Below are 16,629 nucleotides of genomic sequence, written 5' to 3' on the forward strand. Positions count from 1 at the left end.
ACGTACCGGCATGAGCGGTCGCACTACTGGATGCGCGCGACTCCGAGGGGCATCGGCAGGTCGAACCGGCGTAAGCGGTCGCACTACTGGACTCCGGCGAGCCCGAGGGGATCGGCGGGACGTACCGGCGGAAGCGGTGTGCCGCGCCGGTCCGGGTGAGCACACGCCTGTCTTCCACGTCGGAGCAGCGGCCGGCGTTCGATCGTCCGAGCCGTCGACTCCTGGGCTCGCGGAGTGCGCAGCGCCGGACCGACACGGCGGCCCGGCCGTGAACCACCGGCGGACGACGCTCGATAAGCTCGCCGGGTGACCGACGAGACGCTGCAGCAGGGCCCCATCCACGCCGTCCACGTGGAGCTGGGCGCGACCTTCGCCCCGTTCGGGGGGTGGGAGATGCCGGTGCAGTACGCGGGCACCGTCGCCGAGCACACCGCCGTGCGGACCACCGTCGGTGTGTTCGATGTGAGCCACCTCGGTAAGGCGACCGTGCGCGGCGCGGCGGCGGCGGCGTTCGTGAACGCGGCGCTGACCAACGATCTCGGTCGCGTCGGGCCCGGGAAGGCGCAGTACACGCTGTGCTGCACCGAGCAGGGCGGGGTGATCGACGACCTGATCGCCTACTACGTCTCCGACGACGAGATCTTCCTGGTGCCGAACGCGGCCAACACGGCCGCGGTGGTGGCGCAGTTGCGCAAGGCGGCGCCGGAGGGCATCACGATCACTGATGAGCATCGCGAGTACGCGGTCTTCGCGGTGCAGGGCCCGAAATCGGCGGAAGTGCTTGCCGCACTGGGCCTGCCGACCGATATGGAGTACATGGCGTTCGCCGATGCCGAATGGGACGGGCGGCCGGTGCGTGTCTGCCGGACCGGATACACCGGCGAGCACGGCTATGAACTGCTGCCGCGCTGGGCCGATGCCGAGGCGGTTTTCCGCGCGCTGGCGGCACAGGTCGAAGCGGCGGGCGGGCAGCCGGCCGGACTGGGTGCGCGCGACACCCTGCGCACCGAGATGGGCTATCCGCTGCACGGTCACGAACTGTCGCCGGAGATTTCGCCGGTGCAGGCCCGCGCGGGCTGGGCGGTCGGCTGGAAGAAGCCGGAGTTCTGGGGCAAAGCGGCGCTGGAGCAGGAGAAGTCGGCGGGCCCACGGCGAATCCTGTTGGGGCTCAAAGCTCTCGATCGCGGTGTGCTGCGGCAGGGCCAGACGGTGCTGCGCGGTGAGGAGGCGGTCGGCGAGACCACCTCGGGCACCTTCTCGCCGAGTCTCAAGGTGGGCATCGCGCTGGCGTTGCTGAATACCGACGCCGGACTGGAGCCGGGCGACGAGGTCACCGTCGACGTACGGGGCCGCCGCGTGCGCGCCGAGGTGGTGCGCCCGCCGTTCGTCACACCGCACACCTCCTGAACAGTGGTCGCGGACCCCGCCGCGTGACGGAAATCATGACATTTCCGGAGTGAAGTGTCCGATGACCGGTATGTGCCCTGCACGACGGCGCAAGGCGGGCTCGGTCGGATGGAACGAATGGCTCGTATCGGACGCCGTCAAGGGCGCATTACGCCGCGATTGTCCGGTTCCCGGCCTGCTGCCCGGCGAGTCTCGACGCAGGTCCGAGCATCGGCGCCGAGGGCCGCAGTTCTAGTATCGAGGTCATGACAGTCGCTGCACAGTTCACTCGTACCCCGCATCCCGCCCCGGTTCCGGCGGATCGGCGCACGGAGATTCTGGCGGCGCCCGGGTTCGGTCGCTACTTCACCGACCACATGGTGTCGATCGACTACCTCGACGGGCAGTGGACGAACGCGCGGGTCGAGCCGTACGGGCCGCTGTCGATGGATCCGGCGACGATGGTGTTCCACTACGGTCAGGCCATCTTCGAGGGCCTCAAGGCGTATCGGCAGGCCGACGGCAGTATCGCCACCTTCCGCATCGATGCCAACGCGGCGCGGTTCCAGCGGTCGGCGCGGCGGCTGGCGATGGCGGAGCTGCCCGAAGAGCTGTTCATCGAATCGGTGCGCCAGCTGCTCGAGGTCGACGCGGACTGGGTGCCGGCCGCCGGTGGTGAGGAGTCGTTGTACCTGCGGCCGTTCATGTTCGCCACCGAGGCGGGGCTGGGCGTGAAGCCCGCATCCGGCTACAAGTACCTGCTGCTGGGTTCGCCCGCCGGAGCGTACTTTCCGCGTGGCGTGAAGCCCGTGCGGGTGTGGCTGTCCACCGAATACGTGCGTGCCGCTCCCGGCGGCACCGGCGAGGCCAAGGTCGCCGGCAACTACGCGTCCTCGCTGCTCGCCCAGCAGCAGGCCACCGACAAGGGCTGCGATCAGGTCGTGTGGCTCGACGCCTGCGAGCGCAAATACGTCGAGGAGATGGGCACCAACAACCTGTTCTTCGTCTACGGCTCCGGTTCCGAGGCCCGGTTGGTCACCCCGGAACTGTCGGGATCGCTGCTGCCGGGGATCACCCGCGACAGTCTGCTGACCCTGGCCGCCGACTCCGGTTATCCGGTCGAGGAACGCAAGGTGTCGGTCGAGGAATGGCGCAAGGGCGCCGAATCCGGTGAGATCACCGAGGTTTTCGCGTGCGGCACCGCCGCGGTCATCACCCCGGTCGGGTGGGTGCAGTCCGCCGAGGGTGAATTCGAGATCGGCGGCGGGGAGCCCGGCGAGGTCACCATGGCGCTGCGCGACACGCTGACCGGAATCCAGCGCGGCACGTTCGCCGACAACCACGGCTGGTTGCGCACCCTGGCGTGAAAGCCGGTGCCCCGGGGTCGGCCCGGGGCACCGCCGCAGAGGGGCAATCGCGGCACCGCCGCAGAGGGCTCTATCGCGGCACCGCCGCAGCGGGTCAATCGCGCGAGAGCGCTGCCTCGTAATGCTTTTCGACATCGACGTAGGCGTCGTCGGCCACATCGAAAATCACCTTCGTGATGTCACCGCCGGTGAACGGGAATTTGCCGCTGTACTCGCTGCTGACCGGATCCCCGACGTCGTAGCCGATGCACAGTCCTTCTCCGCAGAGGCTGAAATGACCGGGCTGCGTGCGAATTTCGGATCGCGCCACCGCCTTGTCATCGATGTACAACGTGGCGGTACCCCAGAATTCGCCGTGATCGCCGGGCCGTTCCTTCCGGAAGTCGATCCCGATGATGTGCCGTCCCGGAGCGGGTGCGTCGGCCCGCACCTGCTGCTCCGGCGGTATTCCGAGGAAGTTGTAGGTGTAGGTGACCTTCCCGTCCTTGACGTACAGGGCGTGGCCGCCGAATCGGGAACCCTGCGCGAAGATCACGCCCTGCGAGTCGGCCGTCGTGGTCACCTCCGCCAGCACCTTGAACGACACCGCGTGCGTATTGGCCGCGGCCCGTTCCGGAACTTCGGTGGTACCGGGGTAGTAGACGTACTGGCCGCCCGGCGGGACCGGCACCTTGAACTCCAGCCCGAGGAACGTCTGCAAATCCTTACCGGTGACGCCGAGATCGTTGAGCGGCAGCACCTTGTTGATCTCGGCTTCCCGGAACCACAGGCCGATCAGTTCGCGCAGCTTGTCCGGATGTTCCTCGGCCAGATCGTGATTCTCGGAACGGTCGACATCGGTGTGGTACAGCTCCCAGCGATCCTTGTCGAAATTGCTGAGCCCGCTCGTGGGCCCGTGCACGGTGACCGCCTTCCACCCCTTGTGCCAGATGGCCCGATGCCCGAGCATCTCGTAGTACTGGGTTTCCTTCTCGGTGGGCGCGTCCGCGGAATCGAAGCTGTATTTCATCGATACGCCCGACAGCGGATTCTGGTGGACGCCGTCGACCGTTTCCGGCATCGGCACACCACAGCATTCGAGAATCGTCGGCACGATATCGGTGCAGTGATGGTATTGGTCGCGGATCTCGCCACGCGCCTCGATTCCCTTGGGCCAGAAGATGACCAGTGGATCGGCGACACCGCCCTGATACGAATACCGTTTGAACATCTTGAACGGCGTGGAGAACGCCGCCGCCCACCCGGTCGGGTAGTGGTTGTAGGTGTCCGGCGTGCCGAGTTGGTCGATCATTCCGAGGTTGTCCTCGATCTTGTCCGGATAGCCGTTGAAGAATTTGTTCTCGTTGACCGAGCCGTTCGGCGAGCCCTCACCGGAGGCGCCGTTGTCGGCGGCGTAGATCACCAGCGTGTTCTCCAGCTGGCCGGTGTCCTCCAGATAGTCGATGATGCGCCCCACGTGGTGATCGGTGTATTCGGAGAAGCCGGCGTACACCTCGGCCATACGGGCGAACAGCTTTCGCTCCGGCTCGCTCAGTTCCGACCACGGGCGCACCGAATCGGCCTCGGCGAACGTGCCCGGTGGCATCGGATTGAACTCGGTGAGTTCGGTGCCCTCGGGCAGGACGCCGCGTTCGATCATGCGCGGCAGCACCCACTCGCGGTAGGCGTCGTAACCGTCGTCGAACCGGCCCTTGTACTTGTCGATCCATTCCTTCGGGGCATGATGCGGGGCGTGGTTGGCCCCGGGGCAGAACCACAGGTAGAACGGTTTGCCCGGGTGGGTCTGGCGCTGATCCTGCAGGAACGAAATCGCTTTGTCCGCAAGGTCTTTCGACAGGTGGTAGCCCTCCTCGGGCTGATAGGGCTGATCGATGAAGTGGTTGTCCTCGGCCAGATCCGGATACCACTGGTTGGTCTCACCGCCGACGAAACCGTAGAAGCGGTCGAAGCCCTGTCCCAGCGGCCACCGCTCCCGGGACGAGCCGGCGGTCCATTCGTCGACCGGGATGTTGTGGTTCTTGCCGACCCAGTAGGTGCCCCAGCCGGCCTTCCGCAATACGGTGGCTATCGAGGCGTTCTCCGGGGGGATGTGGGAGCTGTACCCGGGGAATCCGGAGGAGGTCTCCGAGATCGAGGCGAATCCGTTGAGGTGATGGTTGCGGCCGGTGAGGAAGGTGGAGCGGGTCGGCGAGCACAGCGCCGTGGTGTGCCACTGGCTGTAGGTCAGTCCCTCGCGCGCCAGCCGGTCCATGGTCGGCATCTCGATCCGCCCGCCGTAGGGCGACCAGGCCGCGCATCCGGTGTCGTCGTACAACACGACCAGCACATTCGGTGCGCCCTCCGGTGCCTTCTTCGCCAGGAAGGCGTCCCAATCGGGAACCGAATCCCGGATGTCGAGATTGATGACGCCCTTGAACTGCCTATCGCTCATGCTGGAACCCCTGTCGGAGACTGGTCTGCGTCACGGAGTAAGTGTCCGCCTGCGAGTGCAGCACCGGCCGCGGCGGCGAGCCTCATCCGCTCGGGGTGAATTCCGGGGCCCTTCCGCGCGCCCGCGTACCCAGTTGCCGATACCGCCTCCGACCGGGCGAATCGGGCGGTACGGTCGGGTCAGCGTACGGTCGGCTATCGCTGCCTGCGTTGACGTTTCGGACAGTGAGGGAGAGGAAGTCATGCCACATCGCACCGACTCCGGCACCCACCACGCCTGCTGCGCACCGTCAGCGGGAAAGAGCGCCGATTCGACCGAGGACATCGGCGTCACCGGTCGCCCGGCCGGGGGAGAACACGGCCGGGAGTTCGACCCCGCAGTGGTTCCGGTCCCCGGCGGAAGCTTCACCATGGGAGACGAGAGCCGGTGGGCGTATCCCGGCGACGGGGAGGGGCCGTGCCACCCGGTCACGGTCGACGCCTTCGCCATCGGCCGGTACGCGGTGACCAACGCCGCCTTCGCCGCCTTCGCCGCCGACACCGGCTACCGCACCGATGCCGAGAAATACGGCTGGTCGTTCGTCTTCGCCGGACTGCTGCCGCCGGATATGCCGCCGACCCGCGCGGTGGTGAACGCCCCGTGGTGGCGGCAGGTGGAGGGTGCGGACTGGGCACATCCGTTCGGACCGGACTCCGATGTCGGCGCCCTGGCCGACCATCCCGTGGTCCACGTGTCCTGGGAGGACGCGCGAGCCTTCTGCGCGTGGTCGGGCACTCGATTGCCCACCGAGGCCGAATGGGAGTACGCCGCGCGCGGCGGATCCACCGGCCCGTTCCCCTGGGGCGAGGACTTCGAGCCGGACGGGCAGCGGCGGATGAACGTCTTCACCGGCGAATTTCCCCACACGGCGCCCGGCGCGCATCTGGGCACGATGCCCGTGAACACCTACGCGCCCAACGGTTTCGGGCTCTACAACACCACCGGGAACGTGTGGGAGTGGTGTTCGGACTATTTCTCGCCCGACTACTACCGGCACAGTCGCGAAGCGAATCCCACCGGACCCGATCTCGGCCGCGACCGGGTGATGCGGGGCGGCTCGTATCTGTGCCACCTGTCCTACTGCCGTCGCTACCGGGTCTCGGCACGGCAGGGCAGCGAGCCGGTCTCTTCGACCGGAAATCTGGGCTTCCGGGTGGTCGCCGACCCTGCTGCCGCACGCTGACCCGCGACGGCGGAGTGGAGGCCGGATGAGCAGTGTGACGGTGGCGCCGACCCTGGCCGGCTATCGCCGCACCTGGCTGCGGCCCGATATCGTGGCCGGGCTCAGTGCGGGTGCGGTGGTGATTCCGCAGGCCATGGCGTATGCGACCATCGCGGACCTGCCGGTGCAGATCGGGCTCTACACCTGCATGGTGCCGATGGTCGTCTACGCGCTGCTGGGCGGGTCACGTACCGCGAGCGTGAGCACCACCTCCACCATCGCGACCCTGACCGCCTCCACGCTGGTCGGCGCCGGGATCGCCGCCGGATCCGAGGATGCGCAGACCGCGCTGATGACCTTGCCCCTGATGGTCGGGGTGATCCTGCTGCTCGCGCGGCTGGCGCGCTTGGGCTCGATCATCGAGAACATCAGCGACGCGACGCTCACCGGGATCAAGATCGGTGTCGGGCTCACGGTGGCGGCCGGGCAGTTGCCGAAACTTCTCGGCGTGCCCGCCGATCCGGCCGCCACCGGATTCTTCCGGGTGCTGTGGTCGGCGCTGAGAAACCTCGGCTCGGCGAATCCGGCGACGGTGATACTGGCGGCGGCCGGTATCGCGGGACTGTACGCGATGTCGACACTGCTGCCGCGTGTTCCCGGTCCGCTGGTGGTGGTGGCGGTCGGAATCGCTCTGGTCGCCTTCGTGCATCTCGACGATCACGGGGTGGCGTTGATTTCGCCGGTCCCCTCCGGGATCCCGCTGCCGGGTGTGCCGCGGCTGCGCGATATCGGTGACCTGCTGCCGGGTGCGCTGGCCATCTCGATGATGGCGTTCCTCGAGACCATCGCGGTGGGACGTGGCGTGCGCCGCGCGAGTGAACCCCACATCGACAGCAACCGGGAACTGTTGGCCAACGGGATGGCGTCGCTGGCGGGCTCGTTCTTCCACACCCTGCCCCCGGCGGGCGGGTTCTCACAGACCGCGGTGGCGTTACGCGCCGGTGCGCGAACGCAAGTGGCCGCGATCGTGACCGCGGTGCTGGCGGTCGCGGTGGCGCTGTTTCTCGCGCCCGTCCTCGACGATCTGCCGCAGGCCACCCTCGGTGCGATGGTGGTGGTGGCGACACTCGGACTGCTGGACTTCGGTGCGCTGGCGCTGTTCTGGCGGGTCAGTCGCGTCGAATTCTGGATCGCGACCGGCACCGCGGTGGTCGGCCTGGTGATGGGGCTGCTGCCCGCGGTCGCGGCCGGGGTGGCCGCCACGCTGTATCTGGTGTTGCGTGAACTCGATCGCCCGCACGTGGTGCAGTTGACGCGCGGTGCGGACGGCCGGTGGACAGGCGGAATACCCACGGCCGCAACCGAACCCGCGAATCCGCTGGTGCTGCGGATCGCGTCGGGCCTGTACACCGCGAATGTGCGCGCCAATACCGAGGGCATCCGGCGTCGCGTGGACGAGGTCGCGGCGGTCGGGCATCCGGTGCGTACGGTCGTGCTGGACTGCTCCTGGATACCCGATGTGACGCTGACCGTGATGCGCGCATTCCTCGACGTGGTCAACGAACTGCAGGACAGCGGTGTCACCGTCTATTTCGCGGAATTGCCGGCCCGCAACCTGGCCACGGTCCGCCGCACCGCACGCGGGCGCGCACTGCAGCAGCAGGGGCGGTTGTTCAGCACCGTGGACCGGGCGGTCGCCGCGCTCAGGTCGGATTGACGATGTCGCGAATGGTGAACAGAGCGCCGGCATTGGCGATCGGGCGATGCGACTGCAGCAGCAGGACACAACCGGCGACGGCGCCCGGGGTGACGATCAGGCCGATCACTTCGGGAAGCAGCAGTACGAGCAGATCGCCCATCTCGACTCCTCGCCAGTCCTGGTGCCCGCGCCGGATCGGCTCCGCCCACGCGGCCCGGGCGCAGTGGGAGAACGAGCGCGCGGGCCCTCGGCCTTCCCGGAGCCGCGTCCCTGCCGCGAATCTGCGCCGGAAATGCGAAAAGCCCTCTCGCGCAAGGCGAAAGGGCTCGGAGGGTGGGTGCGTATGCTCAGCCGGGCATGAGCATATGCCACTGCTCCAGGGTGGTCGGGCGCATCACGTAGTTGTTCTCGCGCACCGACGACAGGGCCGCGCTGGGTTCTTCGGAGTACCAGTGGCCGGGATAGACGACCGGGTCGCCGGACAATTCGGCCAGGTGGCGCAGGCTGCGGAACATGGCGTCGGAATCGCCGCCCGGAAAGTCGGTGCGGCCGCAGCCGTCGACGAACAGCGTGTCACCGGCGACGAGCCGGTCCTCGAACAGGAAGCACTGGCTGCCCGGCGTGTGGCCGGGGGTGTGCAGAAATTCGACCTCGACGCCGCCGACGGCGAGGGTGTCGCCGTGGTCGTGGCCGGTCAGCTCGCTCGGGGCGATGCCGGTCACGTTGGCGACCCAGGACAGTTCCTCATGGTTCACGTGCACCGGAACCTGCACCCGCTCGAGCAGTTCCTTCACTCCGCGCAGGGTGAAACCCATCATCGTGCCGCCGACGTGGTCGGGGTGGTGATGGGTTGCCAGCACGCCCGTCAGCCGTAGGCCGTCGGCCTCGGCGATATCGACCAGATCACCCGCCGCGTACGCGGGATCCACCACCACACATTCGCCGGACTCGCGATCGCCGATCAAATACGAGAAATTGCGCATCTGAGTGGCAATCGGGTCGCCGACGGCCCAGTCCCGGCCCGCCAGCAGCTGACGAAAATATAAACGATCGGATCCCATACGCACACCCTATTGTTCGCCGGCGAACTCCGCGCATCCGGACGCAATGTTGTGAATCGTCACGGCCGCGGGCCGCCGAATCGCTCGGTTCTCCGGGGGCGGCGTCAGCTCAGCAGCGCGCCGAGTTCCTCCGCGGCCTCCGGGCCGTACGCACCGCGCAACCGCCGCAGCGCGTCGTCGCGGTCGAGCGACCACTCCTGGGTGCCCACGGTCTCCAGGACCAGCACCGCTGTCAGCGAACCCAGCTGGGCCGCGCGCTGCAGGCTGAGTCCGGCGGTGTGCCCGGTGAGGAAGCCGGCCCGGAACGCGTCGCCGACACCGGTCGGGTCGACCTGCGAAAGTTCCGGCACCACTTCGACATTCACCTCGACGCCGTCGCCGTCGACGATCAGCGCGCCCTTGGCGCCGAGGGTGGTGACGCGAATGCCGACCCGGCGGCCGATCTCCTCGGGGGACAGGCCGGTCTTCTGCAGCAGCAGGCCCCACTCGTACTCGTTGGTGAAAAGGTATGTGGCGCCGTCGATCAGGGCGAGCGCCTGGTCGCCGTCGAGGCGGGCCAGTTGCTGGGAGGGGTCCGCGGCGAACGGGATGCCGAGCTTGCGGCACTCCTCGGTGTGGCGCAGCATCGCGTCGGGATCGTTGGCGCCCACCAAAACCAGGTCCAGCGAACGGTTTTCGGCTACCTCGGCGATCGAGATGTCGCGGGCCTCGCTCATCGCACCGGGATAGAACGACGCGATCTGGGCCATCGTCTCGTCGGTCGTGCAGACGAAGCGCGCGGTGTGCGCGGTCTCGGAGATCCGCACCGCCGAGCAGTCGACGCCGTGGCGCTCGAGCCAGTCGCGGTATTCACCGAAATCGGCGCCGACCGCGCCGAGCAGCAGCGGGTTACCGTTCAGCAGCCCCATCGCGTACGCGATGTTGCCGCCGACACCGCCTCGGCGAATCACCAGATCGTCGACCAGAAAACTCAACGACACGTGCTGCAACTGATCGGCAAGCAGGACGTCGGAGAATTTCCCCGGAAAACGCATCAAATGGTCGGTCGCGATGGAAGCGGACACAGCGATCGTCACGAAGCCCGGTCCTTGTCTGTCGAGGGCGGAATCAGCTTTACCGTACCGTGTGCACAACACGGCGCGGAACCTCCGCAGAGATTCCGCGCCGGGAGCAGATCGTCAGTTGAAGCTGTCGCCGCAGGCGCAGGAGCCGGTGGCGTTCGGGTTGTCGATCGTGAAGCCCTGCTTCTCGATGGTGTCGACGAAGTCGATGGACGCGCCCTGGACGTAGGGGGCGCTCATCCGGTCGACGGCGAGCTTGACCCCGCCGAACTCGGCGGTCAGGTCACCGTCGAGGGTGCGATCGTCGAAGAACAGCTGGTACCGCAGACCCGCGCAACCGCCCGGCTGCACCGCGATGCGCAGCGCCAGATCGTCGCGGCCCTCCTGGTCCAGCAGCGCCTTCGCCTTGGACGCGGCGGCGTCGGTCAGGATCACACCGTGGGTGGTGGTCTCGTTCTGCACAGTCATGAAGTCTCCTCGCAGACCCTCGTTACCCGTGAACGTTGTTTCCGTGAACAGCGCACGGCTCGGTAGCTGTCAACGCCACGTCGCGGGTGGCTATTCCAATCTTGCCACTGTGCGCGCCGGTGCGGGCCCGTCGACCCCCGAATTGCCGGTTTGTCGGCGGTCCGACGTGCGAATCGCCACACCCGTGAGGCGTGTCGCGGGTGCAGACCGCCCGGTCGGAGCCGGTTTGCCGGTATGGGCGGTATGACCGATCACACAGACTCCTCGGAGACCGTATTTCCAGGCCGGTATGCCATCCAATAGCCTGGTCGGCGTGAAGTTCCTGCGCCGTGGCGATGCCAGCACCACCGACGACCACGTCGACGACACGTCGGCCGCGACCGACGACGACACGGCCACGGCAGCGCAGCGGCCCGCACCGACCGCCGGCAAGGGCCGGCCGACGCCCAGACGTCGCGATGTCCAGGGCAGACGTCGCGGGCCGGTTGCGCCCGCGCCGCTGACCGCCAAGGAGGCCCGCGCCCGGCGTAAGGCCACCCGTGGCAACCGCGAGGAACGCAAGGTCGCCTCGGCCGAACGCCGGGCCGCGGCCGCCGATCGCCGCGCCCGGATGCTCGCCGGTGAGGACAAATATCTGCTGCCGCGCGACCGCGGCCCGGTCCGCGCCTACGTCCGCGACCTGGTCGACGCCCGGCGCAACCTGGTCGGACTGTTCATGCCGCTGGCGCTGGTGCTGATCCTGACCATGTTCCTCACGCCGCAGGTGCAGGCCTACGTCACCCTCGCGATGATCGTGATGATGCTGTTCATGGTCGCCGAGGGCTTCGTGATCGGCCGCCTCATCAACAAGCGGGTGAGCGAGCGCTATCCCGACGACACCACCTCGAGCTGGTCGCTGGGCTGGTACGCGTTCGTCCGCGCCTCCCAGATCCGTCGCATGCGCGCGCCGAAGCCGCGGGTTTCGCCCGGCGACGCCGTCTGAGTTCGGCGGCCCGCGCGGCACGCTCGTTGTACTCGCGGCCGAGCCCGCGTTTTCGCCCGGCCGCGCGTTCTGCCGAGCTGCGTGTTCGGGCGTGCCCCGCGTCCGGCCGTGCCCCACGTCCGTCCGGTCGCACGCCATGTCCGGCCGCACGCCGTGTCCGGCCGAGCCGCAGGTGCGGCCGACCTGGTGGACGGGCGCGACGATTGCTGTGGGGCCACGGTCGAGTGCTGCCGCGCGTCTGCTGAATCGCCGCGGTGGACGAATGGAACTCTGCTGTCGCGGGGGCCGCGGGCTCGCGCAGGCGGGCCTCGGGTGCGCGGGGAGCTCGGGTGCGGGCCGATTGGTACCGTGCTGACGTGGTGAACGATGCTGCGGGCGGCCGAGGGCTGCGGACGCTGGTGCTCGGTGGGGCGCGCTCGGGGAAATCCGCCTATGCCGAGGAGGTGGCCGGCCGCAGCGGACCGGTGCGCTACGTGGCGACCGCGGTTCCCGATCCCGCCGACGCGGACTTCGCCGAACGTATTGCCGCCCATCGCGTGCGGCGCCCCGGCACCTGGCATGTGGTGGAAGGCGATCCGATCACCGTGCTCGGGGATGCGGCGCCGGTGACGTTGATCGACGACCTCGGCACCTGGCTGACCGCCCGCATCGACGCGCGCGCGGCCTGGGAATCGCCGCGCGGAACCGTCGGCCCCGATATCGACGCACTGGTCGCGGCGGTGACCGGATACGCGGACCGCCTGCTGATCGTGAGCCCGGAGGTCGGACTGGGCGTGGTTCCGGCGACCGCGTCGGGACGACTGTTCCAGGACGAGATCGGGACGCTGAATCAGCGGCTCGCGGCGGTGTGTGACGAGGTCGTGCTGGTCGTCGCCGGAGTGCCGGTCGTGCTGAAGGGCGCGGAAGCGGCGGGCGCTTCCACGGGACGCGGGATCGGGACGGCCTCCGCGGCGGCCGCGGCAGCCGGACTGGCAGGTGGTGCGGCGGAACGGGTTTCGCCTTCGGCCAGTGCCGATGCCGTGGGCCGGGAGCATCCTTTCCACGGCTCCGGTTTCGCCGACTCCGCGGCGGCGGAAAGGGCTTTGGCATCCGGTCACGATGCGGGCGACGCCGCTGCGTCGACCGGGACGAGTGACGTGACGGATGTGGGCGCGGGTGCCCGCCCCGGCTCGGGTGCTGCGGACGAGGGGTCGGGTCGCGAGTTCGCCGGCGCCGCGGCTGCCGCCGCCGGCTCGACGGCGGTCTCGACACCGCGCGGCCTCGCCGAATTCGACGGCACCACACCCGCATTCGGTCCGGTCGCCGCGCCCGATGCGCGCGTACGGGCCGAGGCCGAGCAGCGGCAGTTGCAGTTGACCAAACCGGCGGGGGCGCTGGGCCGGTTGGAGACACTGGGGAATTGGGTGGCGGCGTGCCAGGGGGAGTGCCCGCCGCATCAGTTCCGGCGCGCCCGGGTCGTGGTGTTCGCCGGAGACCACGGCGTGGCGCGACACGGGGTGTCGGCGTATCCGAGTGAGGTGACCGCGCAGATGGTCGCCAACTTCCTGGCCGGTGGGGCCGCGGTGAACGCGCTGGCACGACTGGCCGACGCGACCGTGCGCGTGGTCGACATCGCGGTGGACGCCGACACCGATCCGTCGGTCTCCACGCACAAGATCCGCCGCTCCAGCGGAGCCATCGACCGCGAGGACGCCCTCACCGAAGCCGAACTCTACGCCGCGCTGGCCGCGGGCCGCGCGATCGCCGACGAGGAGATCGACAGCGGAGCCGACCTGCTGATCGCCGGTGATATGGGTATCGGAAACACCACGCCGGCAACGGTTCTCATCGCCACCCTCACCGATACCGAACCGGTGGTGGCGATCGGCCGCGGAACGGGCGTCGACGATGCCGGATGGATGCGCAAGGCCTCCGCGATCCGCGACGCCATGTGGCGCGCACGTCCGCACCGCCAGGACCCGTTCGCGCTGCTGCGGATCGCCGGTGGCGCGGATTTCGCCGCCACCGCGGGATATCTCGCTCAGGCCGCCGCCCGGCGCACGCCGGTGATTCTCGACGGTGTGGTGGTCACCGCCGCCGCGCTCATCGCCGAGATGCTCGCCCCCGGTGCGAAGCGCTGGTGGGTGGCCGGCCACCGGTCCACCGAACCGGCACACCCGCTCGCCCTCGCCAAACTCGACCTGGAACCGCTGGTCGAGCTGAACATGCGGCTCGGGGAAGGCTCCGGCGCGGTGAGCGCGCTGCCATTGCTGCGCGCGGCCATCGCCGCGTTGTCGGAGATGTCGACCTTCGGTGAGGCCGGGGTGAGCACCGCCGAATCCGATTCGGCCGCACCGGAAGTCGTGTCCTGAGCAAGACGAGGGGTGCGTGCCGGCCCTGTGCACGCGGTGCCGGCGCCCGACGCGCGCGGCACCACTCACCGAGCCGGTCGCGTTGCCGGTGTGCGGGCCGCGTCGCGGGAACCGCGGGAGTCGCTCGCTCGGCACTCGGACCGTTGTCGCGGGCGATCGATCGAAGCTGTCGTGCGCGAACCGAGGACGCGCACCGTGTGAGTACCGTTCGCTCGGATTGCTTCTCGAGCGTCCGCACGGCGGTTCCCGCAACTGCGGCCCGTCGACGGCTCGGCATATCCGGCGTGACGGAGCTAGCTGCCCATGAGCCGGGGTTCGCGCGATGATCGCCGCTGCCCGTCTCGCGCTCTCGTGGTTGACGGTGCTGCCGGTGCGTGGGCCCGCGACGGTCGACCGGACAGCGGCGGCGGGAGCTATCGCGGCCGCGCCGGTGGTCGGGGTGGTGCTGGGTGCGGGCGCGGCCGGGTTGCTGTGGGTATCGACCTGGGTAGGAATGAGTTTCGCGCTCGCCGGTCTCATCACCGTCGGCGCGCTGGGGTTGGCCACCCGCGGAATGCATCTGGACGGGCTGGCCGACACCGCGGACGGGCTCGGCAGTTACGGGCCGCCGGAACGGGCCCGGGAGATCATGAAGAGCGGCGGGGCGGGGCCCTTCGGGGTGGCGGCGTTGATCTTCGCCATCGGTATTCAGGCGCTGTCGTTCGCCGCCCTGGCCGAGCACGGCCGCTGGTTCGCGGTGGGGCTCGCGGTGGCGGTCGGTCGGGTCGCCGTCGTGCTGGCCTGCCGTGGGTATGCGCCCGCTCCCGGGGCCGGGTTCGGGGCACTCGTGGCGCGCACGCAATCGGTGGTGACACTCGCGGTCTGGACGCTCGTCGCGCTCGTCGCCGGCGTTGTCGCCACGCCCGTGCGGTGGCTCGGGCCGGTCGCGGTCGCCGTGGCGCTGGCCGGCGCGGCTGTGCTGGTGTGGCATTGTGTGCGGCGTTTCGGCGGGCTCAACGGTGATGTGCTCGGTGCCGCCGTCGAGGTGACCGTCGCGGTCACCGCCGCGGTGCTGTCGGTGTCCTGAGCTCCTGCCGGACGGTCTTCCCGGAGGGGACGACCAGCGAAAATGATTGTGTATCAATAGCGCAACGGCGTTGCCCCCGTTTGGGAATGAACCACCGGGGTATCCGTGGGCAATGACGGTGATAGAGCGGATCGCCGTTGTTGCCGCCCGCCGACGATGCCGAGCGCACGCGCGGCGATACCGGAGCCCGCCGAAATCGCAGTCCCCGGTGTCGAGCGCAGGACCACCGCGCGATCAGACGACCTCGCAATCGACGAACGTGCACCGAGGTCGAAGAGGGGAGCAGGTTTGTCGATGTCATCCCGTGAATCGAAGAGCAGAAACCCGGACAAAGGTTATGTCGCCCTGCTGGGTTGGAGTCTGAACGCGGTCGAAGCGGTGGACCGATTCGACCGGCGCTATATCGTGGTGGCTCCGGAGTGGGCGGAGGAGTATTGCGCCGAACACGAGATCCCCTATCTCCTCTGGGATTTCGAACGACTCAACGACCGGTCCATGGAAATCGCGGTAACCCTGAAGGAGATGGGCGTCGACGTCGCCATCCCGATCTTCGAGGAGACCGTGGAATGGGCGGGCGCGATCAATTCGGTGCTGTTGGACAATCCGCGGCTGCTCGGGCAGGCCATGCTGCTGCGCGACAAATCGCTGATGAAACGGCGCGCGCAGCTGGGTGGTATCCGGGTGGGCATCTTCGAGGAGGCGCACGAGCGAGACGACGTCATCCGGTTCCTCAAGCGCGTCAACCAGACCCTGCTGAAACTCGACGGCGATCCGAACGATCCGATCCACATCAAGGCCTTCGACAAGGCCGGCTGCCTCGGCCACCGCGTGATCCGCACCCCCGACGAGGTCGACGCGATCCCCGACGACGAGTTCCCGGTGCTGATGGAATCCCATTTGGACGGTTGGGAATTCGCGGTCGAGGCGTGGATCCACGACGGCAGGATCCGATTCCTCAACATTTCCGAATATGTGCGGCTCGGCTACTCCGTCTTCGTCCCCGCCACGCCGGAGCTGGAGAAGTATCGTCCGGAGATCACCCGGCAGGTGGAAAAGCTGATCAAAACCTTCGATATCGAATTCGGGTTCGTCCACCCGGAATACTTCGTCACCAGCGACGGCGAGATGTATTTCGGCGAGGTCGCCTATCGCCCGCCAGGTTTCAAGGTGTTCGAATTGCTGGAGCGCGCATACGGTTTCAACGCCTATCACGCGCTGGTGCTCGCCTTCGATCCGAAGACCACCGAGGAGGAGATCGAGGCGTTCTTCCCCCGCGAAGTGGTGGATGCGAAAGGGCACGCCGGTTCATTCGGCGTCTATCCGCGACGGCGAGTGGTCAGCCGGTTGTCGATCCCGGAGGAGACGGAGGATCACGAATATTTCGAAACCCACGAACTCACCGCCCCGCTGGCGGAAAAGGTCACCAAGCGAACCGCATTCGGCAATCACTGGGGTCTGCTGTACTTCTTCGGCGAAGACCCGTACGCTCTGCGGGACCTGCTGAAGCGACAGGAAGAACTCGACTTCTACGTATGACTCCTTCTCGGCAGGAATGG

General features: G+C 68.3%; 13 protein-coding genes. 8 read left to right on the forward strand and 5 right to left on the reverse strand.

Features of this window, described 5'->3' with window-relative positions; translation table 11 throughout:
• Positions 1 to 306 precede the first annotated feature (306 nt).
• Both gcvT and IRT45_RS09660 read left to right on the forward strand, forming a co-directional pair.
• Entirely contained in the window at positions 307 to 1,407 is a 1,101-nt protein-coding gene (gene gcvT / locus IRT45_RS09655) for a glycine cleavage system aminomethyltransferase GcvT (protein WP_194805549.1), read from the forward strand.
• 245 nt (positions 1,408 to 1,652) lie between these two features.
• Complete coding sequence (locus IRT45_RS09660) at positions 1,653 to 2,753, forward strand: branched-chain amino acid aminotransferase (RefSeq protein WP_039777238.1); 1,101 nt, start codon at positions 1,653 to 1,655, stop codon at positions 2,751 to 2,753.
• Positions 2,754 to 2,847: 94 nt separating this feature from the next.
• Here the strand turns inward: IRT45_RS09660 and IRT45_RS09665 are convergent, their stop codons facing one another.
• Positions 2,848 to 5,184 carry an arylsulfatase gene (locus IRT45_RS09665; RefSeq protein ID WP_194805550.1) on the reverse strand — a complete coding sequence of 779 codons (2,337 nt, stop codon included), beginning with the start codon at positions 5,182 to 5,184 and terminating at the stop codon, positions 2,848 to 2,850.
• Positions 5,185 to 5,425: 241 nt separating this feature from the next.
• On the opposite strand from IRT45_RS09665, the gene IRT45_RS09670 reads away from it, so the two are divergent.
• Together IRT45_RS09670 and IRT45_RS09675 are read left to right on the forward strand one after the other, a co-directional pair.
• Positions 5,426 to 6,406 carry a formylglycine-generating enzyme family protein gene (locus IRT45_RS09670; RefSeq protein ID WP_194805551.1) on the forward strand — a complete coding sequence of 327 codons (981 nt, stop codon included), beginning with the start codon at positions 5,426 to 5,428 and terminating at the stop codon, positions 6,404 to 6,406.
• Between the two features lie 25 nt (positions 6,407 to 6,431).
• On the forward strand, positions 6,432 to 8,102 hold the full coding sequence (locus IRT45_RS09675) for a SulP family inorganic anion transporter (RefSeq protein WP_194805552.1): 1,671 nt from the start codon (positions 6,432 to 6,434) through the stop codon (positions 8,100 to 8,102).
• Here the strand turns inward: IRT45_RS09675 and IRT45_RS09680 are convergent.
• The 4 genes from IRT45_RS09680 to IRT45_RS09695 form a co-directional block, all read right to left on the reverse strand.
• Positions 8,089 to 8,244, reverse strand: coding sequence for a hypothetical protein (locus IRT45_RS09680; protein ID WP_194805553.1), 156 nt, complete (start codon positions 8,242 to 8,244; stop codon positions 8,089 to 8,091). The two genes, IRT45_RS09675 and IRT45_RS09680, sit on opposite strands and share 14 nt — an antisense overlap.
• Before the next feature lie 187 nt (positions 8,245 to 8,431).
• Positions 8,432 to 9,145, reverse strand: coding sequence for an MBL fold metallo-hydrolase (locus IRT45_RS09685; protein ID WP_194805554.1), 714 nt, complete (start codon positions 9,143 to 9,145; stop codon positions 8,432 to 8,434).
• A gap of 104 nt (positions 9,146 to 9,249) precedes the next feature.
• Positions 9,250 to 10,221 carry a carbohydrate kinase family protein gene (locus IRT45_RS09690; protein ID WP_194805555.1) on the reverse strand — a complete coding sequence of 324 codons (972 nt, stop codon included), beginning with the start codon at positions 10,219 to 10,221 and terminating at the stop codon, positions 9,250 to 9,252.
• A gap of 102 nt (positions 10,222 to 10,323) precedes the next feature.
• Entirely contained in the window at positions 10,324 to 10,674 is a 351-nt protein-coding gene (locus IRT45_RS09695) for an iron-sulfur cluster assembly accessory protein (RefSeq protein WP_036500157.1), read from the reverse strand.
• A 313-nt stretch (positions 10,675 to 10,987) separates the two neighbouring features.
• Between IRT45_RS09695 and IRT45_RS09700 the strand changes: the two genes are divergently transcribed.
• The 4 genes from IRT45_RS09700 (at position 10,988) to IRT45_RS09715 (ending at position 16,609) form a co-directional block, all read left to right on the forward strand.
• The gene (locus IRT45_RS09700) at positions 10,988 to 11,656 is read left to right on the forward strand and encodes a DUF3043 domain-containing protein (RefSeq protein WP_062999860.1); all 669 of its coding nucleotides are present in this window, start codon (positions 10,988 to 10,990) and stop codon (positions 11,654 to 11,656) included.
• Between the two features lie 356 nt (positions 11,657 to 12,012).
• Complete coding sequence (gene cobT / locus IRT45_RS09705) at positions 12,013 to 14,007, forward strand: nicotinate-nucleotide--dimethylbenzimidazole phosphoribosyltransferase (protein ID WP_194805556.1); 1,995 nt, start codon at positions 12,013 to 12,015, stop codon at positions 14,005 to 14,007.
• A 325-nt stretch (positions 14,008 to 14,332) separates the two neighbouring features.
• Complete coding sequence (locus tag IRT45_RS09710) at positions 14,333 to 15,073, forward strand: adenosylcobinamide-GDP ribazoletransferase (RefSeq protein ID WP_375540082.1); 741 nt, start codon at positions 14,333 to 14,335, stop codon at positions 15,071 to 15,073.
• A 294-nt stretch (positions 15,074 to 15,367) separates the two neighbouring features.
• Complete coding sequence (locus IRT45_RS09715) at positions 15,368 to 16,609, forward strand: acetyl-CoA carboxylase biotin carboxylase subunit family protein (RefSeq protein ID WP_194805558.1); 1,242 nt, start codon at positions 15,368 to 15,370, stop codon at positions 16,607 to 16,609.
• Positions 16,610 to 16,629: the final 20 nt, after the last annotated feature.

It is taken from the genome of Nocardia sp. BSTN01, from assembly GCF_015354405.1.
In the GTDB taxonomy this organism is placed as follows: domain Bacteria; phylum Actinomycetota; class Actinomycetes; order Mycobacteriales; family Mycobacteriaceae; genus Nocardia.

What these genes read in the sequence shown, in the direction of transcription:
- IRT45_RS09660 (WP_039777238.1), top strand. Translation starts at nt 1,653, where the DNA reads ATGACAGTCGCTGCACAGTTCACTCGTACCCCGCATCCCGCCCCGGTT.
- IRT45_RS09665 (WP_194805550.1), bottom strand. Translation starts at nt 5,184, where the DNA reads ATGAGCGATAGGCAGTTCAAGGGCGTCATCAATCTCGACATCCGGGAT.
- IRT45_RS09670 (WP_194805551.1), top strand. Translation starts at nt 5,426, where the DNA reads ATGCCACATCGCACCGACTCCGGCACCCACCACGCCTGCTGCGCACCG.
- IRT45_RS09675 (WP_194805552.1), top strand. Translation starts at nt 6,432, where the DNA reads ATGAGCAGTGTGACGGTGGCGCCGACCCTGGCCGGCTATCGCCGCACC.
- IRT45_RS09680 (WP_194805553.1), bottom strand. Translation starts at nt 8,244, where the DNA reads ATGGGCGATCTGCTCGTACTGCTGCTTCCCGAAGTGATCGGCCTGATC.
- IRT45_RS09685 (WP_194805554.1), bottom strand. Translation starts at nt 9,145, where the DNA reads ATGGGATCCGATCGTTTATATTTTCGTCAGCTGCTGGCGGGCCGGGAC.
- IRT45_RS09695 (WP_036500157.1), bottom strand. Translation starts at nt 10,674, where the DNA reads ATGACTGTGCAGAACGAGACCACCACCCACGGTGTGATCCTGACCGAC.
- IRT45_RS09715 (WP_194805558.1), top strand. Translation starts at nt 15,368, where the DNA reads ATGTCATCCCGTGAATCGAAGAGCAGAAACCCGGACAAAGGTTATGTC.